Annotated in this window: 32 protein-coding genes; 2 read left to right on the top strand and 30 right to left on the bottom strand. The window is 41.8% G+C overall.

Translation table 11 applies throughout. The features are described from left to right. Nucleotides 1-52 precede the first annotated feature (52 nt). The 28 genes from H6795_00455 to H6795_00320 form a co-directional block, all read right to left on the bottom strand. A complete protein-coding gene (locus tag H6795_00455; protein MCB9816994.1) occupies nt 53-958 on the bottom strand; it encodes a hypothetical protein in 906 nt (301 codons plus the stop codon). 5 nt (nt 959-963) lie between these two features. Continuing rightward, the gene (locus tag H6795_00450; GenBank protein ID MCB9816993.1) at nt 964-2,148 is read right to left on the bottom strand and encodes a UDP-N-acetylglucosamine--N-acetylmuramyl-(pentapeptide) pyrophosphoryl-undecaprenol N-acetylglucosamine transferase; all 1,185 of its coding nucleotides are present in this window, start codon (nt 2,146-2,148) and stop codon (nt 964-966) included. After that, nucleotides 2,081-3,322: a cell division protein FtsW gene (locus H6795_00445; GenBank protein MCB9816992.1), complete on the bottom strand. Its 1,242-nt coding sequence runs from the start codon at nt 3,320-3,322 to the stop codon at nt 2,081-2,083. Before H6795_00445 ends, H6795_00450 begins: the two co-directional genes overlap by 68 nt. Beyond that, the gene (mraY, locus tag H6795_00440; protein MCB9816991.1) at nt 3,319-4,359 is read right to left on the bottom strand and encodes a phospho-N-acetylmuramoyl-pentapeptide-transferase; all 1,041 of its coding nucleotides are present in this window, start codon (nt 4,357-4,359) and stop codon (nt 3,319-3,321) included. The genes H6795_00445 and mraY overlap by 4 nt, the downstream gene beginning before the upstream one ends. Before the next feature lie 39 nt (nt 4,360-4,398). After that, nucleotides 4,399-6,150 (bottom strand): penicillin-binding protein 2, encoded by a 1,752-nt coding sequence (locus H6795_00435; GenBank protein ID MCB9816990.1) that lies wholly within the window; start codon nt 6,148-6,150, stop codon nt 4,399-4,401. Nucleotides 6,151-6,196: 46 nt separating this feature from the next. Beyond that, the gene (locus H6795_00430) at nt 6,197-6,544 is read right to left on the bottom strand and encodes a hypothetical protein (protein MCB9816989.1); all 348 of its coding nucleotides are present in this window, start codon (nt 6,542-6,544) and stop codon (nt 6,197-6,199) included. 153 nt (nt 6,545-6,697) lie between these two features. After that, complete coding sequence (gene rsmH / locus H6795_00425; protein MCB9816988.1) at nt 6,698-7,561, bottom strand: 16S rRNA (cytosine(1402)-N(4))-methyltransferase RsmH; 864 nt, start codon at nt 7,559-7,561, stop codon at nt 6,698-6,700. 333 nt (nt 7,562-7,894) lie between these two features. Continuing rightward, the gene (locus H6795_00420; GenBank protein MCB9816987.1) at nt 7,895-8,254 is read right to left on the bottom strand and encodes a hypothetical protein; all 360 of its coding nucleotides are present in this window, start codon (nt 8,252-8,254) and stop codon (nt 7,895-7,897) included. A gap of 243 nt (nt 8,255-8,497) precedes the next feature. Continuing rightward, a complete protein-coding gene (locus H6795_00415; protein ID MCB9816986.1) occupies nt 8,498-8,650 on the bottom strand; it encodes a hypothetical protein in 153 nt (50 codons plus the stop codon). Between the two features lie 37 nt (nt 8,651-8,687). After that, a complete protein-coding gene (locus H6795_00410) occupies nt 8,688-9,713 on the bottom strand; it encodes a YvcK family protein (GenBank protein MCB9816985.1) in 1,026 nt (341 codons plus the stop codon). Between the two features lie 106 nt (nt 9,714-9,819). Continuing rightward, complete coding sequence (locus H6795_00405) at nt 9,820-10,260, bottom strand: hypothetical protein (GenBank protein ID MCB9816984.1); 441 nt, start codon at nt 10,258-10,260, stop codon at nt 9,820-9,822. Between the two features lie 200 nt (nt 10,261-10,460). Next, nucleotides 10,461-11,699: a glycoside hydrolase family 1 protein gene (locus tag H6795_00400; protein MCB9816983.1), complete on the bottom strand. Its 1,239-nt coding sequence runs from the start codon at nt 11,697-11,699 to the stop codon at nt 10,461-10,463. 248 nt (nt 11,700-11,947) lie between these two features. Then, nucleotides 11,948-12,088 (bottom strand): hypothetical protein, encoded by a 141-nt coding sequence (locus H6795_00395; GenBank protein MCB9816982.1) that lies wholly within the window; start codon nt 12,086-12,088, stop codon nt 11,948-11,950. 77 nt (nt 12,089-12,165) lie between these two features. Beyond that, nucleotides 12,166-13,461: a 23S rRNA (uracil(1939)-C(5))-methyltransferase RlmD gene (gene rlmD, locus H6795_00390; GenBank protein ID MCB9816981.1), complete on the bottom strand. Its 1,296-nt coding sequence runs from the start codon at nt 13,459-13,461 to the stop codon at nt 12,166-12,168. A gap of 57 nt (nt 13,462-13,518) precedes the next feature. Beyond that, nucleotides 13,519-14,460, bottom strand: a complete 942-nt coding sequence (locus H6795_00385) for a flippase-like domain-containing protein (GenBank protein MCB9816980.1) — start codon at nt 14,458-14,460, stop codon at nt 13,519-13,521. A 51-nt stretch (nt 14,461-14,511) separates the two neighbouring features. Beyond that, the gene (locus H6795_00380) at nt 14,512-15,216 is read right to left on the bottom strand and encodes a DNA alkylation repair protein (GenBank protein ID MCB9816979.1); all 705 of its coding nucleotides are present in this window, start codon (nt 15,214-15,216) and stop codon (nt 14,512-14,514) included. Nucleotides 15,217-15,219: 3 nt separating this feature from the next. Then, a complete protein-coding gene (locus H6795_00375; protein MCB9816978.1) occupies nt 15,220-15,804 on the bottom strand; it encodes a hypothetical protein in 585 nt (194 codons plus the stop codon). Between the two features lie 46 nt (nt 15,805-15,850). Further along, nucleotides 15,851-16,321, bottom strand: coding sequence for a pyridoxamine 5'-phosphate oxidase family protein (locus H6795_00370; protein ID MCB9816977.1), 471 nt, complete (start codon nt 16,319-16,321; stop codon nt 15,851-15,853). 296 nt (nt 16,322-16,617) lie between these two features. Continuing rightward, complete coding sequence (locus tag H6795_00365; GenBank protein ID MCB9816976.1) at nt 16,618-17,958, bottom strand: glycine--tRNA ligase; 1,341 nt, start codon at nt 17,956-17,958, stop codon at nt 16,618-16,620. Further along, nucleotides 17,951-18,220 carry a hypothetical protein gene (locus H6795_00360; protein ID MCB9816975.1) on the bottom strand — a complete coding sequence of 90 codons (270 nt, stop codon included), beginning with the start codon at nt 18,218-18,220 and terminating at the stop codon, nt 17,951-17,953. Before H6795_00360 ends, H6795_00365 begins: the two co-directional genes overlap by 8 nt. A gap of 16 nt (nt 18,221-18,236) precedes the next feature. Beyond that, entirely contained in the window at nt 18,237-18,920 is a 684-nt protein-coding gene (recO, locus tag H6795_00355) for a DNA repair protein RecO (protein MCB9816974.1), read from the bottom strand. Next, entirely contained in the window at nt 18,910-19,290 is a 381-nt protein-coding gene (locus H6795_00350; protein MCB9816973.1) for a response regulator, read from the bottom strand. The genes recO and H6795_00350 overlap by 11 nt, the downstream gene beginning before the upstream one ends. A 3-nt stretch (nt 19,291-19,293) precedes the next feature. Then, a complete protein-coding gene (locus tag H6795_00345) occupies nt 19,294-19,965 on the bottom strand; it encodes a hypothetical protein (protein MCB9816972.1) in 672 nt (223 codons plus the stop codon). 77 nt (nt 19,966-20,042) lie between these two features. Further along, nucleotides 20,043-20,789 (bottom strand): hypothetical protein, encoded by a 747-nt coding sequence (locus H6795_00340; protein ID MCB9816971.1) that lies wholly within the window; start codon nt 20,787-20,789, stop codon nt 20,043-20,045. A gap of 104 nt (nt 20,790-20,893) precedes the next feature. Beyond that, nucleotides 20,894-21,376, bottom strand: coding sequence for a hypothetical protein (locus H6795_00335; protein MCB9816970.1), 483 nt, complete (start codon nt 21,374-21,376; stop codon nt 20,894-20,896). Continuing rightward, nucleotides 21,376-21,573, bottom strand: a complete 198-nt coding sequence (gene xseB, locus H6795_00330; GenBank protein ID MCB9816969.1) for an exodeoxyribonuclease VII small subunit — start codon at nt 21,571-21,573, stop codon at nt 21,376-21,378. Before xseB ends, H6795_00335 begins: the two co-directional genes overlap by 1 nt. A 4-nt stretch (nt 21,574-21,577) precedes the next feature. Beyond that, nucleotides 21,578-22,702, bottom strand: coding sequence for an exodeoxyribonuclease VII large subunit (gene xseA, locus H6795_00325; GenBank protein ID MCB9816968.1), 1,125 nt, complete (start codon nt 22,700-22,702; stop codon nt 21,578-21,580). Beyond that, complete coding sequence (locus H6795_00320; GenBank protein MCB9816967.1) at nt 22,674-23,741, bottom strand: flippase-like domain-containing protein; 1,068 nt, start codon at nt 23,739-23,741, stop codon at nt 22,674-22,676. The genes xseA and H6795_00320 overlap by 29 nt, the downstream gene beginning before the upstream one ends. 101 nt (nt 23,742-23,842) lie before the next feature. On the opposite strand from H6795_00320, the gene H6795_00315 reads away from it, so the two are divergent. Both H6795_00315 and H6795_00310 read left to right on the top strand, forming a co-directional pair. Beyond that, complete coding sequence (locus H6795_00315; GenBank protein ID MCB9816966.1) at nt 23,843-25,027, top strand: methyltransferase domain-containing protein; 1,185 nt, start codon at nt 23,843-23,845, stop codon at nt 25,025-25,027. A gap of 20 nt (nt 25,028-25,047) precedes the next feature. Then, entirely contained in the window at nt 25,048-25,320 is a 273-nt protein-coding gene (locus H6795_00310; GenBank protein ID MCB9816965.1) for a 50S ribosomal protein L27, read from the top strand. 7 nt (nt 25,321-25,327) lie between these two features. Here the strand turns inward: H6795_00310 and H6795_00305 are convergent, their stop codons facing one another. Next, a complete protein-coding gene (locus H6795_00305) occupies nt 25,328-26,002 on the bottom strand; it encodes a Fic family protein (GenBank protein MCB9816964.1) in 675 nt (224 codons plus the stop codon). Between the two features lie 151 nt (nt 26,003-26,153). Beyond that, nucleotides 26,154-26,549: a response regulator gene (locus tag H6795_00300; protein ID MCB9816963.1), complete on the bottom strand. Its 396-nt coding sequence runs from the start codon at nt 26,547-26,549 to the stop codon at nt 26,154-26,156. Between the last annotated feature and the right edge of the window lie 20 nt (nt 26,550-26,569).

Below are 26,569 nucleotides of genomic sequence, written 5' to 3'. Positions count from 1 at the left end.
TGTTTGTTTATAAAATAAACAAAATACGAACATTACATATGTGCCCTTGTCTTTAGCGTATAAAGACTTTTGAAGCGAGTCGTACGTCTATGTATTCTTGTGGTGTTTTATCTTGAGCCTGTAACTGCGCTTGCACTGCCCTCAGTGCACCAAACTGCTGCGTGATATTTGCGTCGTCGTTTAAGCTAAACTTAGCAATATAGGTGCCTTCTTTCGTATGAATTTCTCTTGGTGCTATTGGCAGCACGTATGCTACACTTCCCTGTAGATTTATATCACCCTTGGTGTATTGAAACTGTAGTGCTCGTAGGGATGCCATCTCATCTGGCTTAAATAACTGATCGTTTGTATTATAACGTGTTCCTGATTCATTGGTAATAGTGGCCAGATGAGTACTATCTACGACTGACTGGGTAGTTTCTAGTACTAATCGTCCACGTTCAGACATCACGAGACTCGGTGCATTGTCTTGCTGCAAAACAGCAAATGGTGCTGCAGTTGTTATGATAACCTCCGGATTACGGCCAAACAGTGGTGCATAGACAGCTACATTGTATGCTTCTGGTAATTGTCGTTTAATGTCTTCAGCTACCCCATTAGAGTCTAGTGTAAGTTTAAATTTGTTATTTACTTGCTTTTGCAGTGCTTCGTTTATAATCGCTTGGTACTGTTCTGGTGTACGATACTCACCACCGTTTTCTATACGTATTGAAGCAGTGCTACTGAGTGTCACCATAGCAAAAAGCGCAATAATTAATAATGTGCTGCCAAGTACGACGGTGCTGTATGTTTTAATAATTTTACCTACGCTCTTCTTTGCAGGTTCTGTAGATGTGTGGCGTTGAAATGTCGTAATTTGCTTCTTAGAAGCCGTATAGTATGAATTTACTTTTTGCCCTGAGCCGGTGTTTCTTTGTCTCGTATCTACAGTGGGTTTTTTCTTTTTTCTAAATAACACAGGCTTTATACCCCACTATTCCTATTACCAGCTGCAAGCAGTAAGTGTGCAATATCTTTAGCGGCATCTACTCTGGCGAATGTTGACATATTATCAGATAACATCAATTGTTTCTCTTGGTTCATTAATACATCTTTTACTACACCACTTAGTATCAAGGGAGAATCTGCGAGCTGTTTTTCAGTTACTACTATTGCTGCATTGTGCTGTTGATATACACGTGCGTTCATCGTCTGATGCCCACCAGTTAAGAGCGGATTTGGTATGATAACACTTGGTTTTTTCATTATAGAAAGTTCAGCGAGTGTGGTTGCACCAGCCCGCGTTATCACAACATCAGCTGCCGAAAATACTGTAGCTAAGTCGTTTGTGTACGGTTCTACTATAATATTGTCTTTGTGGGAAGTCTTTTCTACTGCATGTAATATTTTTTTGTAGCCATGCGCCCCTGTAAACCACAAAAGTTTTAATGGAGAGTCTAGACTTTTAAAGGTATCTACAAACAGTTTATCCAAATTTACCAAGATAGCATCATTAACCCGAACAGCACCCAAAGATCCGCCTACAATGGCAACCACATGGCTTTGTTTAGGAATACCAAGCTGCTTACGCGCAGCAGATTTTAACGGTGGTTGTATGAAATCATTGCGTACAGGCACACCTGTGTAAATAACCGTTTTATTCGCATACTGCGGATATTGATCTACCGGAGCCCCAACAGCTAACGTGCGTGCAAATTTTGATAAGATTCGGTTAGTAAGGCCAGGTAGGACATCTGAATCGTGCGTTACAATGGCGATACGCAAGCAAGCAGCAGCCAGCCCAACAGGTAAGCCAACGTATCCACCTTTTACAAAAACCACGTTAGGACGCCAAAATATAAGGATACTAATTGATTGTACAAAGCCTACGCTAAACAATAAACTATCTTTTATATTTCTGGCAACCAACCCAGGTTGCGTAAAATACCAATACCATTTTTTACCATGAAAACGTCGTAACTTACCGGCTGCGATAGCGTAGTTTTTTTCTATCGCCTGGTTTGTAACGATACTTTGCGTCGTAGTATCGCTATACTTCCCAATATAGCGAATATGCACACTCGGTTCTAGGGACTTAACTTCAGAGGCTACGGCGAGTAACGGTGTAACGTGGCCGGCTGTCCCGCCGCCAGTGATGACTATCTTCACGCGCATCCCCTTCCTGCTTTGGTAAAGCTAGAGTAGCCTTTCTCATGAGTGTGTACTTAGATATGTGAAACACTATGCCTAACGCTGCCATAGAAAAAATCAAGCTTGTCCCACCGTAACTTATAAAAGGCAATGTGATGCCTTTTAAAGGTATTAAGCCAAGCATTGCAGCTATATTAATTGTGCCCTGCACCGCAAACCACGTAAACACACCAGCGCTCATTAATTGCATCGTACGATTAGGGGCTCGCTGCATTATGGTTAAAATACGTAGTAACAAACTGCCATATAAACCAAGTAAAGCGACCGATCCAATAAACCCAAACTTTTCTGCATAAATTGCAAAAATGGAATCGTTTTCTGCTTCTGGCAAATAGCCATATGCTTGAATGCTACGGCCAAGACCAACGCCCATAACGCCACCAGACCCAACCGCAATCAAAGCCTGGCATGAATGATAACCAGCATCAGAACAATCAGCCGTTGGTTGTAAAAAAGTGAGTACACGGTCACGCCTATATGGTGTAGAAACGACTGCTAATACGCCGAGTATTGCAATGATAGTAATTGCGATAGTTAACTTCGCAAGTGGGAACCCAGCCATATATAGCATTGCGAGAGTGATCGTAAAGAGCACAGCAGCAGAACCAAGATCCCTCTGTATAATCACGACGATGAGCGCTAGTACACTCGCGATAATCATAGGCACACGCCACGCATGAATATCAGTCAATTTACCTTTATCTATGACTTGCGATAAATAGCCAGCAAAGACAATAATAACCACGAGCTTTACATATTCAACTGTTTGGAACGAAAAAGCCCCAAGTTGTATCCATCGGTTAGCCAACCCCCCTGTCACTATTGTTCCTAAGCTCAAAACAATTGCACTAATAATTAAGGCTTTATGCCATTTTGACCAATTTTCTACAGAAATTTTTGAAAAAATAAAAAAAGCACCTATACCAATTACTACAGCAATAAGCTGTCGAACGACAAAATATGTATCACTAACGTCACCGCCTTGCGCGGCGAGTGCTGGACTTATTGCATACATTACTATTAGGCCAACAGCTAGTAGTATACTGGCAGTAATAAATAGCCCATAATCAGGTCGATGTTTACGGGCTACTGGTAACTGATTTGGTGTATGCCGCGCAAGGCGCGGGTTCATACAAAACCTCCTACTATAGCAAGTACTAGGCCAACAACAGCGGCTACTTGCCCGATTACCCAAAAACGCATTGTCACTTTCGCTTCTGGCCAACCAATTGCTTCAAAATGATGGTGTACAGGACTAATCCTAAATATTTTCTTACCATTACGAGTTTTTTTAGATATCGTCTGAATAATTACCGAACCAGCCTCGGCTACAAATACAAACCCAATGATTGGTAATAACACAAACGTGTTCGTTATCATGGCAACAACACCCAGTGCTGTACCGAGACTAAAACTCCCTACATCACCCATAAAAAAGCGTGCTGGGTAGATATTAAACCATATATAAGCAAGCAGCGATCCGACCATCGTCATGCAAAAAGCAGCGACACCGTAACGTTCTTGTAAAAATGCTATCACAGCGTAGGCACCAAAAGATGATGCCAATAAGCCACCCGCCAATCCATCGAGACCATCAGAAATATTCACAGCATTCGCAGTCGCGATAACAACGAGCATAAATAGCGGAATCATCAGCCAGCCGATTGTTACATCACCTAACCCAGGCATATAAAATGACGTAATATCATTTTTGGCAAAGAACCACCAGCCACCAACAAACGCAACCGTACCTATCATACTAAACTTTAATTTTGCGCGCAGCCCGGCGACCCCCTTGCCTTGCCCTCTGATATTAATGTAATCATCTATCAGTCCCACCACACCGGCTGCGGCCATTAAAGCAAGCGGCAACCAAGTCTGTTCGCGGGATAAATTAAATACGAGGGTAACAAGCGCAACACCTACAAGCGTAACAATACCAGCCATTGTCGGAATATTACGGCGATGTTTGGCGGCGTGCAGCTTTTGAAATTCGGTCGCCTTTTCTCCGGTTAGTGCTGTGTCGCGTGGTTTCTTCCACCACTTGTACTTATAGGCAACTGTTGTGTATATCGGTGTAAGGGCCATACTTACAATAAAGCCAAGCAAGCCTAAATACATGATTTCTGTTAAGGTAGCGGTTTCTATTGCTATATTTAATGTTGACATCTTTGTATCTTCTTCTTTGTAGTTATTAGTATACCATAATTATTGAATCTTTGGTTCTATAGCGATAGAATTAATGATTTCGTTAGAAATATCTCCCCAAACAATGGTCGCTTGCCTACTGGCAAAGCCACTGGTCTTTGGCTCATCTAGCCGCACCACCATAACATATTCTAGTTTTTTGCCTTCTAAGTACCCAACGTATGCTCCATCGTAGGCATCTTCACGGTAGTTTCCTTGGCCATCAGACAGCTCGGCTGTACCACTCTTTGCACCAAGCGTATAGCCTGCCCGGATGGCTGGCTTGTAATTCTCTTCTAATGATTCACGTAAAATATCTTTTACTTGCGCACTCACTTCGCTGCTCACTACATCACTTCTTACAACTTTTGGTTCTTGCTTCACGGATGTGCCATCTTTTTTATATTCTTCTATGACCGTTGGCTGATAATATGTTCCACCGTTAACGAGCGCAGCATAGGCTGCCGCCAGTTGTATTGGTGTGATTGTTAAGCCTTGACCAAAGGCCATATTAGCATAGGTGACATTAATACCCGCCCCATTATCTTGAGGGGGAATAACACCGCCAGGTTGTTCATTAGCAAGTTCAATGCCTGTCGTTTTATTAAACATAAAATGATTCGTTAAATATTCATACCATGTCTGCCGGCTCGCTTCGGTGATGTCACCACCCCCAAGCGACTGCATTAAGTGCACCGCACCAGTATTGAGTGACTTTGTTATGATGTCATCGATAGTCATCGTCCGGGCTCCATAACTGTGGGCGTTGGTTACTGTTGTATCTGCAATTTTCTTATAACCTGGATCAAAGTATGAAGTATTGCGTGTGACGGCTCCTTCTTGCAAAGCAGTCGCAAGCATAAGCGGTTTCATCACCGAACCTGGCTCCCAGGCCCTGCTCACTGCTGTATTGGTAAACACACTTAAATCTGCTTGGCTTGCAAATTGCGACGGATCAAACGTAGGATAGTTTGCCATAGCCTTAATTTCGCCGTTGTTAGGGTCTATTAGTACAGCGCTCCCTCTTTTAGCCTGAGTTCTATCAACACCAGCTTTCAATTGCTCTTCGACAATACGCTGCAAGCGTATATCTAAGCTTAAAGTCACATCACTCCCCGGGTCTGGCTGCGTTTGGACGGATTCGTTATTTATGGCAAGTGGTACCCCATTCACATCTGTAATAATTTTCTGCTGGCCACTTTTGCCTGTCAGCTCTTTGTTAAAATACTCTTCAAAACCATATTGGCCAACGCCGTCATCATTAACAAACCCAAGAACGTGTGCCGCCACAGTTCCCTGAGGATACGACCGTACAGAAATTTCTTTAAGACCAACACCTTTGATTTTTAAATCTTCTACTCTTTTTGATTGTGCTTCGTCTATTTTTTTGGCAACAACCACATACCTACTCGTACTCGTAAGTAAGTTCTTTATATCGTCTGCGTTGCCACCAACAACTTCTTGAAGTTGCTTAGCAGCTGCTTCAGTGTTCTGGATAAACTTAGGATCGGCGTACACTAAGAACTTTTTTTCATTAAGCACCACTGGAGTAGCGCTGTAACCGTCTGATAAGCTAATCACACCGCGCTTGGCAGGTATTTCAAACTTTTTTACATGCTCTGCAAGTGCTTCTGCACGGTAGTAATCGTGACGAATTATTTGTACCAAAAAAAGTTGCACTAATAAAATAGCGCCTACCGCATATAAGCCAAACTTAAAAACCGTACTACGGTCTAAGTTAGTTGTTTTATGCTGTTTTTTGTTCGTTTGCATCGTAAATAACAGATAAACTGCTTATAGTTATATTACCACTTTTTGGTTATTGTGTCACGTATGCAGTTGGCTGTGCTTGTTGCAGATTTTGTGCTACTTGGCTGTTTTTGATACGTTCAAGATTTTGTAGACGAACAGAGTCTAGCTCAAGACTAGCGTGTTCTTCAGACAATTGTTCTTGTTGGCTAGAAAGTTCGCTCACCTTATAGCCTAGTGCGTTCGTTTTGGTAACTTGCGTCAGGTATACCAAGCCAAGCAAACATAATATCAGCACAATAATTACGCTGTTAGCAACTGGCCCAAACCCTGTTCGGTTGGACTTTAAGCTAACGACATTGCGATTGCGTTGATATGGTGCAGCTCGTGATAGTGTAATTGATTTTCCGTATGTCATATGTTTGTTTTTTGGTGATTGTGCAACTCTTGTTTGACCAAGAGTTGCACAACCTATGCGTCGATAAAGTGCCTATAGTACGTGAACGTGTACTTTTTGGGCTACCGACCGACCAGTGACTTTAATTTTCATCGCTGGTCCTTTCTATTTTGTTTATATTTTTGCGGCGACACGGAGTTTTGCACTTCGTGAACGCGGATTAATAGCAATTTCTTGTGATCCGGCTACAACCGGTTGTTTGGTGACAATAGAAAGCGAAGCATCGAAGCGATCTCCTCCATGTTCGAGAAAAAAGCGTTTTACAAGACGGTCCTCGAGTGAGTGAAAACTTATGATACCCAACCGCCCACCTGGGCGCAAGATAGCAACCCATAGTGGCATCACTCTCTCTAATAACCGTAGCTCGTCGTTGACCGCAATTCTAATTGCCTGAAAGGTGCGAGTGGCAGGATGTTTACCTGTCCACCGGCCGGTTGTACGGGCCACAATATTGGCAAGTTCTGACGTAGTTGCAATGGGGCGATGAGCCACAATTGCTTTAGCTATTCTGCGTGCTTTTGGCTCTTCGCCATAATTACGCAATATCTGCTCTAGGCTTTCCGCACTCCACTCGTTTACGACTGTTTCAGCCGTCAGGGTTTGACGTTGATCCATTCGCATATCTAGTGGTCCTATAGCAGCAAAGCTAAACCCACGACTCGCCTTGTCAAGGTGCAGTGACGATACGCCTAAATCTGCCAATATTAGATCAAATTGCTGGCCTGCTGCTACTAAATCTTCCGCAGCAGAGTAAAAATCGTTCCGCACTATTTTTACTCTAGTAGTAGCAAATTCGGCCATTAAGTGGTCTACCGCAGCTTTATCGCGATCAACCAGAACACTTTCAGAAAAGTTATTGGTATGCGCTAAGATTTCCCGCGCATGCCCACCATACCCAGCGGTGGCATCTAAGTACCTTTCCCCGCTCGTGGGGTTCATTGCAGCTATAACTTCTTGTAGTAATACTGGTTCATGCATATTTTTTGTTTTTATTTTTGCAAGGTCACCGATTCAGTAGCCAACGTTTTGTTTTTTTGTAGTTTTTGTTTTTGTATAAAGTGTATAGTTTTTGGTGATATATCATTTTGACTGACTATCCAAATGTGAATTTGAAATGTATGTCGGCTTTTATAGATGTATCGCTATAGACTTTGTAGAGACTTATGTGTGAGGTGGAGTTTTGGGAGGTGTTTTGCTTAAGTAAGGTGCGAGGATTTTTAACGTAGTTCCTAATAATGCTACGTGTTGACTACCGAATCGCTAATCTCGAGTCGGTGTGGTTTGGTGTGTTAAATTGTTAATGTTCGTAGATTATTTAGCAGAGAGGCGCCAATAGGCCCCTGCCCGTACTGCAACAACGTCTTTGGTAATGCCGGCAAAGTCTAACAGATGCTGTTCAAGGGTAACCCTACCCTGTTTTTGATCTAGCTCTGCGCTGGTTTTGCCACTGCGAAATTGTACATTTAAGTCGGCCACTTTCTCGTCGAGAATATAGCCTGTAAGTTCGGGTTCTACTTGTGAATTCCAAACTTCTTCTGAGTACATATGCAGATACGTACCAAATCCTTTTGTTACGACAACACCGCTTTTGAACTCGCTCCGAAGCTCGGCCGGTATTGTTAACCGACGCTTATCGTCAAGCTTCCTTTCGAAGTAGTCTACGGTGGTCATTTTTTAATCTACTTAGTGGTTTTTTTATTTTGTGCTGTGGTGTTACCCACTTTTACCCACTAAGTACAGTCTACTACCCACTACTACCCACTGCAAGTACTTTTTATGTATTTATGTATAAAGTGCTTATAGTTATCCACAATACGTTCGTAGCTTGTTCGCACAACACTACATATAGCGCACGTAATAATAAAAAAGACACTCTTCTTAAACCAAAGTGTCTTTTTTATGAATGGTTGGCTTTTATTCAGTACCGCAGACAAAGACTCCTTCGTAGCCAAAGTCTGGGTCTAGTTTAAGTACGCCTGTCTCCCCTAGCCCTTTAACAACACGGAATCCTTCGTGTATTTGATCTTCACGAGCTGCTGTTGGACCAAATTCTTGTGATATACGCATTTTTTGTCTCTTTTTGTTACATTGTTCTCTATATAGTTTACTCCTGCGCATATTTGTTGTCAAAGTTACTTTTTTGACGCTCTAGTATTGCAATGAGGTGCTGTGTAATCGCATTGGTGTTGTGCCGAATATATGATCTACTGGTAGCAATTGTATCCGCCTTACTGTGCTGCACAGCTTCACCGCTCAAAAAGGCAGAACCAAGTGCCGTAAAATGGCTTTGTGCGAGTATCTGCTCATCGTAAGCAACGTTATACTCATTATCTTTTATGTACTTTGCGCGTAGCGACGTTTCTGGCTCCTGTGTGTTATATAAAACAAAGTCTAGCACTCGCGCCCCAATAAAGCGCTCTATTTCATCCGCAAAATCATGCACGAAAAAGCCATCTGTTTGGCCAGGTTTCGTTACGAGGTTACAGACGTATACAATTGTAGCCTTTGTTTCTTGTAAGGCGCGTGTCATGCCCTTCACTAACAATGCAGGCGCCACACTTCCATATAAATTGCCCGGAGCAATTACAATCATATCGGCGGCCTGTATGGCACGCTTGGCTTCTGGGTTTAATCGTGCCGGTGGTGACAGTTCTAAAATTGGCCGCTGTTCACCAAGCGTAAACGGCATATTGCCTATTTTATATTCGCCAATAATATCGTGGCCTTTACGTTGCCGCATAATAAGACGAACATTATCTAACGTTACTGGCACTACCCTACCGTTCACTTGCAACACCTCATCAGCCACATCAATTGCGTCTGCAAAACTACCTGTCATTTTTTCTAGTGCTGTTAAGAAAATATTGCCAAAAGCATGGCCCTTTAGTGCGCCTTCTTCAAATCTATATGTAAATAACTCTCGCAATTTAGGTGATTCAGATAACGCCACCAAACATTGGCGCACATCACCAGGCGGTAAGACGCCTAGCTCATCACGTAATTGCCCAGTAGAGCCTCCGTCGTCTGCCATATTTACAATAGCGGTTATATCAGAAAACTTCTTTTTCAGACCGCTCAGCACCGTAAAGCTACCCGTTCCACCACCAATCACCACAATTTTCGCACTCATAGAATTCAACATACTACTTTATTCTACTAGATATACCGTTATGTACAATTATGAAACTTTGTATATGCAAAAAATATAGTGTAAGCGCTTAGTCTAAAGTGTATTATTAGTAATTCTGTCCGTGATTTATTGATGCGTGTTGATCTAGATGGAGCCGTCTGGTTGGGTTCTGATCTGTCCAGAATCTGTCTGATAGGATTTTACTCAGACGATCATCAAGTTCTTCTTGGCCGGGTACCACATAACGTTCTTTACGATAAAGAGCTAACCTACCTAATCTTACAGTTTCTAAACGTTCTGCGTTGGCGAGTTCTACGTGGTAATTTATTTCTTCCCAGCTCGCGGTTTCTTCTAGCTTAAACCACCTAGCCAGCTCTTTTCTCTGTCTCTCTAGCTTTTTCCTCTTTTCTTCATTTTCCCAAAGAAAATACAGCGCAACTTCATCCAACTCTTCGTATCGTTGCGGTGCTATAGGCTCGTGTACCACAGTCTGGTCTTGTGTATCAACACAATTAGGTCCAATTGGTGGTATTGTTTCGATAGACATTTTTGTTACCTTTCGCTTATGCCCTAGGTATACTCCCCGTACATTAGTTTGTCAATAGCACGCTTCGCTGTGTAAGCTGCCGGCAGCATCTTGTATCCCCTAAGCTAACGTAGCTGTAGCAAAATTATAAAATATCACTGCAGCCAATAGTATGTGAGCCATAACAGCCCTACCTCTCTATAATTATTATACTTTATTAGCTATGTTTTGTCAATATAGTGCGCCCACCATTTACTGCTTGGCCGGACGGTTCGTTTCATTGTTTTTCTGTCTACTGCCACAAGGCCAAATTTTGGCCACCACCCGTACTTCCATTCAAAGTTATCTAGTAAACTCCAATGTAAATAGCCTGCCACTGGAATACCTTGGCTTTTTGCCGTTTCTATCGCTACCATTGTTTCTTGTAACCACCACTGTCTATATGTATCATGAGCATCTGCCACACCGTTTTCTGTAATAAAAATAGGCTTTTTGGGGTAATGATACGCAATGCGCTGCAAAAGTGGCAGTACGCCCTTTGGCTCCATGTACCAGCCTAAATCATTGATTGGTTTTGTAGGGTTTTGCTTACGAAAGCCCTTGTAATAATCGGTAAAATAGTAATTAAACCCTATAAAATCTTGTTGCTTGTTTGTTCTATTAAGCCACCACCAGTTCCAAAAGTACCGCATTAGTTTTACGACGGTTTCATCAAACCAATGGCCAGGTCTAAACGCTTGTATGTTCGCCAGCTGTTGGGCGACGCCAATCTGCATATGTGGGTGTTTTTGCTTGATTATTTTATATGCTTTTTTGTGAGCAACTGCTAAATTGTAATACACATACATCGCAAGTAGCTTACTCTTTTTTTGTGGTGGCCATTCGCCATCGCTATAGCTAAGCCCCATGTAGACGTTCGGCTCATTGATTGTTATAACGTACCGAACGTCATGTAGCAATTCTTCAGACACTTTTTGTACAAAAGCTTCAAAGTATGTAATGTTACTTCGTTTTTCAAAGCCCCCCATTTCTGTAAACCACACGGGCATAGTCCAGTGCCACAGGTTAATAAAAGGCTCTATTCCACGTTGGTTCAAACTGGCGATGTATTGTTTGTAATGCGCAAGAGCAGCTTTGTCCCACACACCTTGTTCGGGTTCGATGCGTGCCCATTCAATGCCAAATCTAAATGCGTTTAAATTGAGTGATTGTAATAGATCAAAGTCTTCTTGGTAGCGCGTATAGTGGTCTACGCCCTTGTCTGAAATGTAATTGCTTGGGTCCGAAGCTTGAGCTTTGATATCCTGCCAGTTGGCTAGCCAGCCGAGTCTGTGTTTGGCCGTTTTGGCTAGTTCATTTGCGTTTTCTAACTCCCACACGCTCCACTGATTATGTGTTCCACCTTCTACTTGATGGCTCGCGGTGCTTGCGCCCCAGTACATTTTTTTGTGTGTGCTCATTACCGTATAGTATACATCTAAACAACTTAGCCGTGGTAGCACTATTGGTTTGATGCAAATAAAATGCTATGAAAAAAACCGCACCGGGCATATTCTTGGTAAAGAATTTTAGTTGCCTATCTGTGTGCGGTCACAAGCGGCGAGAACCTGGCTACTAGTATTAAGAGCCGCGGTTGTCGCCAAACCAAAAGATGTGTTCGGGTGGAGGGGCAATACACGTGTTGTACTGCCCGCTCCACGATGTGTTTTTACTTTTTTACTACTTGGTACAGGTCGGCGTAGTGAACCGCCGCCTGCTGGCGACGCTCACTGTAGGACGTAGTGAACGCCTGCGCCACTGCGTAGAGTGCGAGTAAAGACAGTGTGATAACTATGAAAGTCATCATCATTTCACCCCTTTCAGGTCATACTAATTATAGCATATTCGGTATAGTATAGACAACACTGACTCTAGAGCGAACAATTATTATCTATTTAGTACCACAAATGATTCAATATGTGGTGTTCTAGGGAAGAAGTTAAAGCCTTGGGCATAGTGTATGGTGTAGCCAACCTCAATAAGTGCCTTCACATCCCGTGCTTGTGTGCTGGGGTTGCAGCTCACATACAAAATAGTGGCTGGTTTGGTTTCGATCAGTCGCGCTACTACATCTTTATGTAGGCCTGCTCTTGGCGGGTCTACAATCACAAGTTCTTGGCCTGTTATATAGTGCAAAGAATTTTCGGCAGTTGCCAAAACAACCGCACTGTTTTTAACTATGCGGCTGTTTTGCTGTGCAAGCTCGCAAGACAGGTCATCAATTTCTACCATTGTGAGTTGCTGTGACTTACCCAAAACGCTCAGTCCTAGGCTCCCTACTCCACTATATAAATCTAAAATATGGAGCAAAGAATTTTTTTGCACAAAACCCTTAACTATCTGTAGCAATTTTTCATATACTGGCACATTTACCTGAAAGAAAGAGCGGGCCGAATAGGAAAAAGTATTACCCAATAGTGTGTCAGATAATTGTTGTTCGGCAGGTGTAACTACTTCTGTAGAAATACTTGCAGGGCTATTTGGATTTGAATACACAATTTCTACAATAGTGTTAGCAGGTTTATAATTATCAAACATTTTTGCTACATTTTTGTCATTTACAAATATCGTGACACCACATATGCCCGTTGCTGTGCTACGAATAATTACGCTTTTTAGCGGCCGAGCCTGTATGGCGTGTGCATTAATATAGGCAATGAGTTCTGCACCCGCCTTGTTAATAGTTTCCGACGCAAGCGCGCTACCAGTAACGGCAATTTTTTGGTGGCTACCACGCTTATGCAGTGCCAGACTTACCTGCTGTGAATCGTTATCGTACCAAAAGTTATATTCCATTTTATTACGATAATGGTACGGGTTGGCTTGTTGGTAAAACGGCTGCCAACTAACATCAACACCTTCACGCACAAATGTTTCTTCTAAAATAGCTTGTTTGGCAATTGCCTCTTTTTTATAATGTAAAATCTGCCACGGACTGGTTGCCAAGTAGATATCTGGTTCTTTAGGCGGTATTCTATCGTTGCTGGCTGTAATAATTTCTTCGACAACACCTTCTGCCCAATCTTTTTTGCGTTTGGTAAGTTGCACTCGTACGTCTTCGTTTGGCAAGGCACCCCATACAAAACATTTGCGACCGTCTGCCAATATGCCCATACCCTGTCCACCATGAACAAGCTTATCTATATGAACAGACTCTATTGGTAATACTCTTCGTTTTCTCATAAATACTCTCGTCATTATACCAATGAATGCATCCTAAAACGAACGCATACCAAAAAGCTATAACAGATGTTTTTTAAGTGCGTATTGACTGGCGATGTAGCCGGGTATAAGCGGTAGCCAAAAGATAACAAATCTATACACAAATGCAATAGCCAGCGCTGTATCGCTTGCTACGCCAAATTGCACCATTGTAGCAGCGAGTGCAGCTTCTGCTCCGACAACGCCCCCCGGTAAGGGCGTAACGGCGACTCCTAAACTACCAAGGCTAACCGTAATAATCGCTGCAAAAAGGCTTAACTCTACCCCTAATGATTTCGCTGCTAACATCAGCGTTAGTGCAAAACACAGTGTAACAAGTGACCCAAAAGAAATGGCTGCAACAATAGATGTCTTTCTGTGGCTATAACTTTTTAAGGTATTTACAACATCTTTTACCGTGTGCACGATTCGGGTACGGACAACGGGTATAAGTAGTAAAATAACAGACACAACAACTATTGCAACCAATACATATATGATGAAGCTAGGGATACTGACTGTGTTAAGTTTGACGTTATTTAAAGATAACAATAAAGCCCCAAGCGTAAGTATGACATTACCTATAAACGTGGCGATACCACCGGCTCCAACTACTGTACCAGACTGCACAACTGTGTGCCCTTGTGTAAACAACAACCGGCCCATGGCTGCTAAGCCACCAACACTTGCCGGTGTTATACGACCCAAAAATAACGTACTTATTTGAACGAGCAAGATATATTTGTAGCGCAACGTATAAATGAGTCGTAAGTTATATATTACTGCTGCTGCTGCAAAAATAGTTATTGAATATACAGCAATAGCAACGGCAACATAAACCCAGTCTGCAGATTGCAGTGCTTCTATTGATCTTTTTATAGTAGCGCGTTGAAAATACACAAAACCAACCGCCATAACAGAAACTATTGCGCCGACTATTAACCGCCAATTAGTTGTTGTATTTGTATTACTTTGTACCATATATACCTACTACGTATAAGTATACCCTATGGGTAAAAAAACTAGGGTTAATTATTTTTTTAAGGACATGTAATACAACCGACGTACTTGTGGTAGTTTTTCTAATGAGTACCTTAGCATTGTGCGCGGCATCGTGGCGGCATGTTGTTCAAGAAATGTCAGCAAGACAGGCTCATCTATCTTGCCTATTTCACGCAAGCACCAACCAACGGCTTTTTGCAACAAATCATGCTTTTCATCCACCAGTAGCTCACATATATAGAGCGACTCTTCTACAATACCTTTGCGCAAAAAATAAAACGTACTAATAACAGCTACCCGCTTTTGCCATAAGCCACCACGTGCTAATGCGTGTAAAGCTGCTGTATCTGTATTAAATACATACGCGCCAACAATATGCGGGCAACTTATGTCTACGAGATCCCAATTATTTATACCTATGCCAATGTTTTTAATGTACAGCTTATACAATGCTGTTTTATAACATAGTTCTGCCTTTGGGAACTGTAGCGTCATTGCTACCAGCGCACTTAAGCGGACCTCATGCCACGGACTTTTTAAAAGTTCAGCCACATCTTTTATGCTTAGGTCTTTGTAGTATTGTTTTGTAACTGCACGTACGTTTGGTACCCGTACACCCAAAAACTTATCGCCTTCACCGTATTCACCTGCCCCAGTTTTAAAAAAGCGCTGCAAAAAAGCAGCGTCTTGGGGGTTCTTTTGAGCAAGTAATGCAGCTTCTAGTTCTTTGTACATACGTTATTCTATACTTTTTACAAACTGCGCATATTCAGATTCTTGCTGTACACTTTTTAGATGTGCAGCCAGCACCTCGTCAAGTTCAAATAGGTCATAAACTGTCATATCTTCTGCTTTGTTATACTGTTGCGGATTTTCTAAATCAATTGCTAGTTGCAGTGTACCTAAACAATGTCGCTGCATAGAACCAAAATATCTACCATTAGCAAGTTTTTCTATATAGTAGTCAGTCACAATAGGGTGTGTTGCAGTAGCAACTAGTGTTGCTACTCTAAGGTGATATTCTTCTGCATAGCTACTTGGTGGTTTGTGCGTATCTTTATGTATTGTTAATGCTTGTGTTACGTGCACGAGCGTCGCATCTTGCTCTGTATCTAGAAATCTTTCATTCGTAAGACCCATGTATGATCCTGTGTCTTGAAAGTGGAAAGTTCGTACCATAATAGGAGATGTGTCTGTACATAACATACGGTCTATATTATCTAATATATCTTCATACAAATCTCCATGAACCTCATGAGCCACAGCATATAGTTCTTCGCCCCTAAATGGCATGTTTTCATTATTTCTATTTATTGCATTCATTTTTATACTCTAGGACAGTACTTATACATTTGTAAAGTAATGCGTATTACTCTTCAAAAAAAAGCGTTATAGGGTTTTGTTCTGACGTATAATTTGCTTCATCAAATAATTGCAAGAGTTCTGGTGTGAATTTATAGACCATATGTTTATTTTTACCTTTTTTTGCTAGTGCTATAAATTCTTTGCCCTGCTTATACTTTTTTGAATATTCTGGCAATATTTTTTCTATAAGCACTATGTCATTTACAATTTCTACCGTACCTTCTGCCTGTAGGCCAATCACAGGCTTCGTGGTTTTTATGGCAACGGCAATCGCTGCTTTGTTGTTATGCGATAGCTCTCTGCTGTGTCTACGGTACGGTACACTTAGCCAATAAAAATTCATTTTGGTATCTAAAACAAAAAATACGTTTGCAATCCATGGTTGATTATCTGTAGAAGTTGCTACCTGCATAAGCCATACGTCTTTAGCGTCTTTGTATATACGTTTCGTAATGTCTTTATGCAATACATTCATTTTTACTATAGTACCACGGGTAATAAAAGACCTCCTAGCACAGCCGAAATTTATACACACATGCAAAGCTACGTGTATTTTTAGTTAATTAATAGTTTACTTAATAACACTTTATTGGCAATAACAGTTATTTTTTACTTTTTCTACCAGCTAAAAAGTACATTATATTCTGGATGCCAAAGATGAAAGCTAGTTAATTTAAGAAAGAAATACTCCTAAATATACATGTTTTGTAGGTTCGCCCAGCGCTTTTTAAGCAACTTTTAGCGGTAAAAGTTGCAATCAGATAAGTAAGATTACTCTATAAGCTCTTTAATAGAAACTCTGTTTTGCTGTGTGGTGTCGCGGTCGCGTATTGTAACGGTATCGTTTTCTAATGTTTCAAAATCTATCACTATGCAATGTGGTGTGCCGATTTCGTCTTGGCGGCGGTAGCGCTTACCAATATTACCGTTATCGTCCCACATTACGTTACCGTGCTTCTTTTTTAATGCCACGTAGACCTCGCGAGCTTTAGCAACAAGTTCTGGCTTGTTTTTCAATAGTGGGCTTACTGCAAACCTGTAAGGTGCTAGGTGCTCTGCGAGCTTTAAGAATATGCGTTTTTCACCATTTTGTTCATCTTCTTGGTATGCATTAACCAAAACTGCTAAGAACATTCTTCCCACACCTACCGATGATTCAATAACATATGGTGTGTAACGTTCTTTAGTTACATCGTCAAAGTAGCTTAAATCTTTACCACTCACCCGTGCATGGTTGCTTAAATCATAATCTGTACGATTATGCGTGCCCCATAGTTCTTTAAAACCAAACGGAAAATTAAAGTAAATGTCATGTGCTGCCGCGGCATAATGTGCTCTTTCGTCTTCACCGTGTTCGTGCCAAGCTACATTATTATCAGAAATTCCCATTTTGTTTGTTGTAAAGTCCCAAGCAAACTTGCGCCACTGTTCATAGCTATCTTTTTGATCATGAGGATTAATAAAAAACTGCATTTCCATTTGTTCTAGCTCGCGCACCCTAAAAATAAAATCACGTGGGCTAATTTCGTTACGAAACGCTTTTCCTATTTGTGCGATACCAAATGGAATTTTGGCACGCATTGTTTCGCGCACATTCTGAAAATTTGTAAATATTGAGCCAGCGGTTTCTGGCCGTAAATAAGCCACGGCCGAACTATCTTCTACTGGGCCTATGTAGGTTTTCATCATCATATTATAGGTGCGTGGTTCGGTTAGGGTGGCTTTGCCACAGTTTGGGCATTTTTTATCTTTGAGTAACAAGGTTAGTTCTTGCAAATCAGTAGAATCGGTATCTGCTAAATGATCTGCCCTAAACCGGGCGTTACAATTTTTGCAATCTACCAATGGGTCGGTAAAGCCTGCAACATGCCCACTAGCTTCCCATAGCTTAGGGTTTTGAATTATCGCACCATCTACGCCAAATATATTATCGTTATTGGTAACGACTGCTTTCCACCACTCTTGTTTTATTTTATTAGCGAGCTCTGTTCCTAAAGGGCCATAATCATAGAACCCAGCTAGCCCGCCATAGATCTCACTCGCCTGGAACACAAAGCCACGGCGCTTGGCCAAACTTACAATATCTTCTAGCTGTACTTCATTTTTATTCATCATGCGAACCTTCAATATCACGCGACATTCGTGATCCGTGAGGTACTTCTATTTGATGTGTTATCTCACCTGTTTTGGGATTGCCAAAGCTTACTACAGCCCATCCAATCTCTGATGCTGCCATAATATTTAAAATTTGCGGTTTTTCATCATCTACCAGAAAAATGCCGAATTTGCCTAAAACCCTATTTATGGTACGTGGTAAACCGTCTGGCATTTGGTTAGGTTTGGTTTCACTAATTCTTTTAAACTTATAACTCATACAGGTAGTATATCTATTAATAGGTGTTTTCTACAAACTGCTTTATAACCGGCGTTAGCTCATAGGCATAGGTTGGTGCCATGTTAACTCGTTGCAATACACTCAGTGGCTGTGTTTGGGCAATGCGTAGTAATTTTATGTGTGTTGGAGCAAAATTACCATTAGGTGATATGACAAAACCACCACTGTCTGCGTCAAAATCGTAAGCAGATTCTTCTTTGTACTGTTCGCCGTTAGCTTGTACGTCAAGGCGAAGTTGATGACCGCTTGCGTGTAGCATTTGCATCCACGCCCATATTCGCACTAGGTCAATATCGTTCGATGTATTATCTAAAGCAGCAAAAAGTTGTTTTAAAATTTCAAAATAATATTCCCCATCACTGTCTTCTGTATGTTTATTCACCACCTTTATAACATCATAGGCAAGGTTTACTTTATTTAGATCATGTAAAAACCTGGTGTGTTGTGAATGCAAGCGAGCACTCGTTAGTGTTGCCATGCTACCCCTCCCTTGTACAAAACATATATCAGCAACACAGAAAAGTTCTGTGCCAGCTACAAGTTTTGACTTTGGTTTACGTACACCCTTAGCAATAATACTTATCTTTTTACCATGGCTCGTTAAACTGGTAACAATTTTGTCGGCTTCGCCATAGTTTGTTCTGGTAAGCACAATAGCTTGTGTAGTTTCAGGCTTCATCTAAAACCCCATGTATAAAACGCGCCACTTTTTGTAGCGAATCTGTCGATTTATAAAAGTACTTTTTTACGCCTAATGACCGCCACGTCGCTGCATCTGCCTGAAACGATTCCTGTGGCACACTGCTATACACTACCACAGGAATATCACTAAAATCTTCATAACTACGTAGTTCGTGCAAGAATGCTAGGCCACTCAGTGGTGCAAGTTGTAGCTCCATAACAATTGCATCTGGTTTTTGTGTGTCGATTTGTTCTATGGCAGCCTGCGGATCCAAACACAGCATTATGGTATCGTGGTGGTTCCGCGTAAAGACGATTTTAAAGGCTTTCGCCAGTACTACATCTGGTTCTATGCATAATATTTTCATAGATTATAGCAATTGCAGCTGAGCAGATTCTGGCACATAAAAACCAATACCGGGCAGTTGATTGTGTTCAAAAGATGCGTATGCAGTTTCTAGTCGTTCTGCAAGCAGCTGCGAAATCATAAAGCCTAGCCCACTTCTGTGCGACAAGCCAGTTGTATCCATGCGACTGATACGCTGCTTCGTTTGGCGGAGCATTGCAAGGCTAATTGGTGTTGTGCCAGAATACACCCCTACGCGCTGCACAGAAGGTTTCGTTTGTTGTACCGCAACGGTAATTTGTGGTGCAACACCATTGGTACTACTTGTTATCATAGCGCTCAGTAGTGCATACACACTCCCTTTAAGTGACATTTCATTGGCATAAATAGGGTCAAGGTTAGGCGATGCATCAAAGTGAATAGTCGCCCCATAAGAGGCAGCGAGTGGTAATAATTCTTCAACAACATCATGCATCGCAGCCCCTGCGCTCAAAGATGTAAAATTGAGTTTTGTCTGCTGAGATTCTATAGCAAATAATGCATAGTGCAGCAATTGTAAGCCGTGTTGCGATAGACGACCCACTGTTGCCTGTGACGTGTCATCGGCAAGTTCATTGCATGTTTTTATTTGTATGAGCAATTGCTGAAGCTCATATAAAAGCGTTGCGGTGTGTGTTGTATTGGTTTGTATCTGCATACCCTCTTACGTTCGGTTACTTAAACCGTCTCCACCAGATGGATTTCACCGTTACTATGTACTAAGTATAGCAGAAATTACGGACTATATTCGAGGTTTTTTAACACAAAATTATTAAAGTCGTTAACGTAATTTTCTGTCTCTGTCCAAATTTTGATAGTTTTATCACGTACGGGCAGTATAACCATGGTGCCACTTACTTTATCGCGCACAACACCGTCTATACGAACACCCTGTTCGGCAGCGCTAACTTGTTCTGGTTTATAGGGCGAAATACGTACTTCACCCTTTTTGGCTGGTGCATCATATTCTTTTACCACCGTAGCATACGGCTTATCGAGCACTTGCATACGCAATGCATAAACATTTCCCTTGTTAGTTGTATCTGGTACGATATTCGGATTAAAGAAAGCGTCTACACTATTGCCATTTTGCCCTTCTACGGCATATAAGCTCCATGTTTTTGGGTACACAATTTTAGTGCTTGCGGCAGATCCAGGTGCAGTGTAACTTTTAAGCGGTTCTTTTTCTTGTTCAGCAAATTGTAACTTCAGTTCTTCTGCTTGCGTTGCTTTTGCTTGTTCTACTGCAGCAGCAGATTTTTGATCACTATTGTTCTTGTAATCTGACATTTGCATATAAAACAGCACTGTAAGCACCAAAAAAACAATAGCTAACAACGTAGCAATTATCATAGCAACAATAAGCCAAACTGGTGTTTTAGGATCTGGTGGCAACTGCGGTGACATTGGGTTTGGTACCTGCCCAGGAGCAGGTGGCACAAAAATGTTTGGTGCAGTTGGCATTTGATTGTTCGGTGGCATCCCTCTTATGCTACCAGATTTTAGCAATAGATGGTAGATATCGGACTAGCTATAGATATATCAATTTGTTTTTCAAACGTTTTTTAGTTTCGCTCTGTACCTACCTAATAGAAGTATAAATACATGCCACTGTGTTTTTTAACTATTTTTTTACTCGGTATTTTAAAGGCGTAGCTCACAAGTTTGATATTTTTACCATGATATTGTTGAATAACTTTATTATCCAGCTTTTGCATAAATCTGCTATGTAAAAAAACATAGATACCGTCAGTAGCTGGCCACTGTTTTTGCCACATATTACCCCATATAATTGTTACGTTACGGCGCTGCCGCCAACACACTGCATAGGCAATAAGAACGAGTAGCGGGTTGGCCTCGATACCAACTGCTTTATACCCACTTAAAGCTGCCGCCCGTAAAAATCTACCATCTCCACTCCCTAGATCCAATACTGTTTGGCCTTTCTTAAGCGCAAGTAAATCAAGCGCATCGGCTTGCTGTTGTGTCAGTGTAGGCACGTACGGTGCGCCTATAACAACGACAAACCCATATAGTAAGATTACTGCCGCAATAACAATAAGAAACATTATTCTGCTTTATGTACGTTAATGTGAAGCTTTTTTTCTATGTCACCTAAGTATGATTCTATCTGGGATATCAGCTCTTCTGCTCGCTTGTAGTTAGCCAGTGCTTTGTCTAAGTCGGCTGCGCCAGATTCAAACCATTCTAAAAGTTCATTAAGTTCTTGGCGTGCAGCTGGGTAATTAAATTCTTTTTTTGGCATAACATTACTCCTTATTATCAATTAGTTTTTGTACGCTTGCGGCAACAGTTCCATCATGAAACGTTATGTGTACTTGTTGTTTAGAGACTGCCAGACGCGCAGATTGTACCACTGCGGCACCACTCTGTACAATTGCATACCCTCTAGCCAAAACATTACTCGGGTTATACGAACTCAGTAACTGACGTTGTTGGGCAAGCATTGTTTGGTGCGCATGCAATAACGTTTCACTGGCACGTTGCAAGCGCTGCTGTTGCATGCGTAAGGCGCTATGTTCCACTGCGGTGAAAGAAGATGCAGAAGACGCAAGGCTGCGCCGAACAGCCTGCACCGTAGCAAGTTCATGCGCTTTATCAGGAAATAATAGTTCTGCAGCATTACTTGGTGTGCTCGCGCGCTTATCTGCGACGAGTTCTGCCAGTGATTCATCAACTTCATGGCCTATTGCAACCATGGTAGGTATTCTGCTGGCAGATAGCGCTCGCACCACACGCTCATCATTGAATGCCGCTAAATCATCCGCGCTACCACCACCGCGCGTCATCACCAACACGTCCGCCAGTATCGGCGCTGTGTTGGCAGCGTGCACGGCGCGCACCAAACTATCTGGAGCATTTTCTCCCTGCACAAGCGTATCGTATACTTCTATGTTAGCAAATGGCCAACGAGCAGTTGTTACTTTAATAAAATCTGCATACGCAGCCGATTCTACACTAGCTACAAGCGCCACGGTAGTAGGTATCGTAGGTAAAAGCCGTTTCCGTTCAGTAGCAAATAAGCCTTCTTTTTGTAGCTTGGCGGCCAAAAGTGCCACTGCTTGGGTGATAGATCCTTGCCCTGTTGGTTGAATACTTTGTGCCGTTACACTAAAACCGTATTGCGGGTGTAGTTTGGCCGTACCTCCCACCCGGACAATCATGCCATCTGTCAATGGCCCTGGCAGCATATAGACAGATCCAAAAAATGACACTTTAGCGTGTTCGTCTATGACATCAAAATACACCCACTTGCCTTTGCTTATTCTAAATTGGCTGAGCTCACCTTCGACATAAAAAAAGCCATAACTCGTTTCTAGAATCTGGTTGGTTGTCGCGATAAAATCAGTTGGTGTCAGTACTAACGGTTGCATCGCGAGATATATGTTCCGTTTCGCCTTTTCTTAATGCCAGTTGGTACAAAATAAAGCCAGTTGGTACAAAAATAATCATTGTGAAAATTCGATAAATTAGTGTTGCAGAAAGCGCTAACGCCTTTGGTACGCCAGATGCGGCTAATGTAGTGGTCATAAGCGCCTCGTATACACCTATACCACCGGGTAGTATAGATACCAAACCAGCAAAAGAAGCAACCGAATACGCCAGTATCACCGCGCCAGGATTCACCACTTGCCCTAAGGCCAAATATGCTAAATATATGGTGAGCACCTCAGAAATATTTACAAGCAAGGCCCACATAAAGGGCTTTTTTAGCTTTTTTCTGTCCTTCATAAGTTCTTCGTAATCGGTGTGCAGATCGCCAAACAGCTTTTCGATTTTTTCTAGGTCTATGGCATTGCCACGCTTTTTTTTGAATGGCTTTAGGACCGCATTTACTAACCGTGGCAAAAAAGCTGTAAAGGCTTTTATACGGCCTTCATCACTAATGATAAACACGGCGAGCATCGTGCCAAATAAAGTCAAAAATGCAATTGATAAACCAATATATAACGTTACACCACTACTGCGATCACCAAAGCTCAGCATAAATAACCCAAAAAAAAGTAGTATCAGAAAGCTTATAAAGGTTAAGGCAAAGCGTAATGACTGTGCAAGTGTTGTGCGTGATACCGCCACACCGTAGTGCTTCATTCTGTACCCCAAATACGTAAACCCAGCCACCCCACCACTTGGGAACACATGGTTTACAAAGTTAAGCTCTAGCGCTACCTTAAACATATTCTTTTTTGTGACACGGCTATGGCGATGACTTGTAAAATAGCTGTAATAAATCATGCCAACTGCAAAAAAGTTAAATACTTGCAGCGGTATCATTAGCGCAATAATAGACCACTTTGCCCCACCTATTTCTTTGAGGCCTTCGGTAATTTGTGGCCAAGAAAAGTAAATTAGCACAATAAGAGCAATGATTGTAACGGCATTGATAATTATTTTTACGCGCTTAGAAAGCATAGACGCTGTTTATTATATCAGATGAACATAATGTAACCCCTATATAAGCTGGAGATAGTGTACATACTAATACGGTACAGTACGTTATAATGAGACCGAGTATGCAATATATTGCTGTGTTAGGTAGACAACCAGAATTTGGTTTGGCAGAACTAGAAAGTTTGCTTGGTACGCAGGCTATTACTCCAATTGGGGGTGGTGTAGCGAATATTGCCTACGACCATACCATTCCCTTTGCACGTTTTGGTTCTGTTATTAAATTTGCAAAAGTACACCAAACTATTGATACGCCCTCTGCTCATGCAGTGGTGAGCGCTTTTTATAAATATATTGCAAGCGAGCACCCATACGAACAAGGAGTAAAGCTTAAAATAGGCATCAGTGATTATTCAAAAACGTTTTCTCGCCATACGCTAGGCCAGCTTGGGCTTACCTTAAAAAAAGAACTTAAAAAAGAAGGTTATTCGGTACGTATTGTGCCTAATAAATCACCAATACTTGGGAGCGCACAAGTAATACATAATAATTTAACGGCGCCTCATGGTATTGAATTTGTCATGTTTAAGCAAGCTGGTGCATTGCACTACGCAACATCTGTGTACGAACAGGATATCGAAGCATATACTGCTCGTGATCAGGCGCGTCCAATGCGCGATGCTCGGGTTGGTATGCTGCCCCCCAAGCTGGCGCAAACAATTATCAACTTGGCTACGGGCAAGACGACGGCTCGGCAACCAGCTGGACACACAGTGTTAGATCCCTTTTGTGGTACTGGAGTAATATTACAAGAGGCTTTACTTATGGGCTACGACGTTTACGGGACCGACCTAGAGCCACGAATGATTGATTATTCCCAGCAAAACCTTCGTTGGCTTACAGAGCGCAACACGCATATACCTAAGAATATACGTTTGCAGGTAGGTGATGCTAGCTCTTACACATGGCAAGCACCACTAGATTTTATTGTGGCAGAAACGTACCTTGGCCGCCCGCTTACAGGCTTGCTACGGCAATCTGATCTTGTAGATTTAGTCCAAAGTGTAAATACGCTTCACAAAAAAGTGCTCATTAATATCCATAGTCAAATTTCCACTAACACACGCTTGTGTCTTGCTGTTCCGGCATGGCGTACTAAAAAAGGCTTTGCTCACCTGCCCATCCTTGACCAATTAGATAAAATGGGGTACAATCGTATAGAATTTACGCACGCTAAAGCTAAAGACTTGATATATATTAGAGATAATCAATTTGTAGGTCGAGAGCTCGTGGTATTACAAAAGAACTAACCTAAAACGTAAGGAGCCCTATGTCACACGTTAAAGCTGGTGGAACAAGCAAGAACAACCACGATAGTCCCGGCCAACGGCTTGGTGTAAAACGCTTTGGTGGCCAAACTGTACGGACTGGTGAAGTACTTGTGCGCCAAGTTGGTCAAACAAAAATTGCTGGCGAAGGCACATTTATAGCACGTAATTTTACGATTCATGCCGCTAAAGATGGTGTTGTACACTTTATGACCAGAAAAGTACGTACCTACACTGGTAAAACTGTTCCTCGTACCGAAGTCATCGTTAAATAATTATGGCTTACTCGCCATAGGGAGTCCAGATAACATCGTGGACTCTTTTTGTATATGCTATGGTGTCGCTCAGCGGTATGTCAGAACTAATTAATGCATCAATTATACTGTCAGGAGGCATTGCATCATGTCGCTTTCTAAATGAATTAATCCTATATCCCTCTGTTGGTCTACTCTTGGCAACTAGCTGTAAATCATCATCATAATCTTGACTGTTTATATCTCCACGCACCAGTTGAGCCACTGTACGGGCAGTACGCCCGTTTCCATCACGATAAGGGTGAGCTTCTACGATCATTAAACCCACAACATTGGCTAGACGCCTTAAAAATGCTTCTACCGTATCTGCTGTTACGACCGTAGATAATTCAGCGATTTTAGATATACTGCGTTCTACGAATGGCGTTCTATCTACTGGTGCCATTAGTGGTTGTCTATTATTGCCATCTGGGTTTTGCACATACATTTGGTAGGATGTTTGTTCCGTTGGACTCCCCGGGGCAACAACTGCGTGTACTTCATCAATCACAGTTTTCCAATCTACTAGCGTATAATTCGACAGTAGCGCTGCTCTTTCACCGAAATTTCTTGGTATTTTTAACTTGTATGGTAATTGAAGAATACCAATAGTGTCTGGGTAGTCTTGTATAGTTTCTGGAGCTTTATCAATTTGTTGTAGCATTTTTATATTTAAATAATATGTATGTATAGTAGTATATTTTTTACAATTTGTCAATATATGGCTGTTCTATACCATCACACAAGGTACATTGAGCACAAATAGAGCAACCATAAGTATTGCTACCCTAAGAACTTGCTATTAGTATTAATTTTTACAGGCCGAGGTGGTGTTTGATACGCTCTACGACATCTGCAATGACAACTTGGCTTTTTACCAAGTATTCGTCTACACCAAGTTCTTCTGCACGTTGTTGGTCTGCCTCTTGGCTTAATGCCGTAAGCATAATAATACGAATATTGGTTGTTTCTGGGGTGTTACGCAAAATGTCTAGTACATCAAAACCACTTACTTTTGGCATCATGGCGTCTAATAAAATTAAATCAGGCTTAAATTCTATAGCAGCAGCTAGCGCGTCTTCGCCATTTGGTACGCGCCGTACCGTAAAGTTTTCTGCTTCTAACCGAGTTTGATAGACACTTGCTAAACCTTCATCGTCTTCTACGAGTAATATTTTTTTACCAGTAGCGTCGCCGTGTTGTAAATCCATATGCGTATGTTTCCTTATTA

This window comes from Candidatus Nomurabacteria bacterium, from assembly GCA_020631975.1.
Lineage (GTDB): Bacteria > Patescibacteriota > Saccharimonadia > Saccharimonadales > CAIOMD01 > JACKGO01.
The sequence above is the reverse complement of the archived record's forward strand: the minus strand, read 5'-3'. Positions and strand labels throughout refer to the sequence as shown.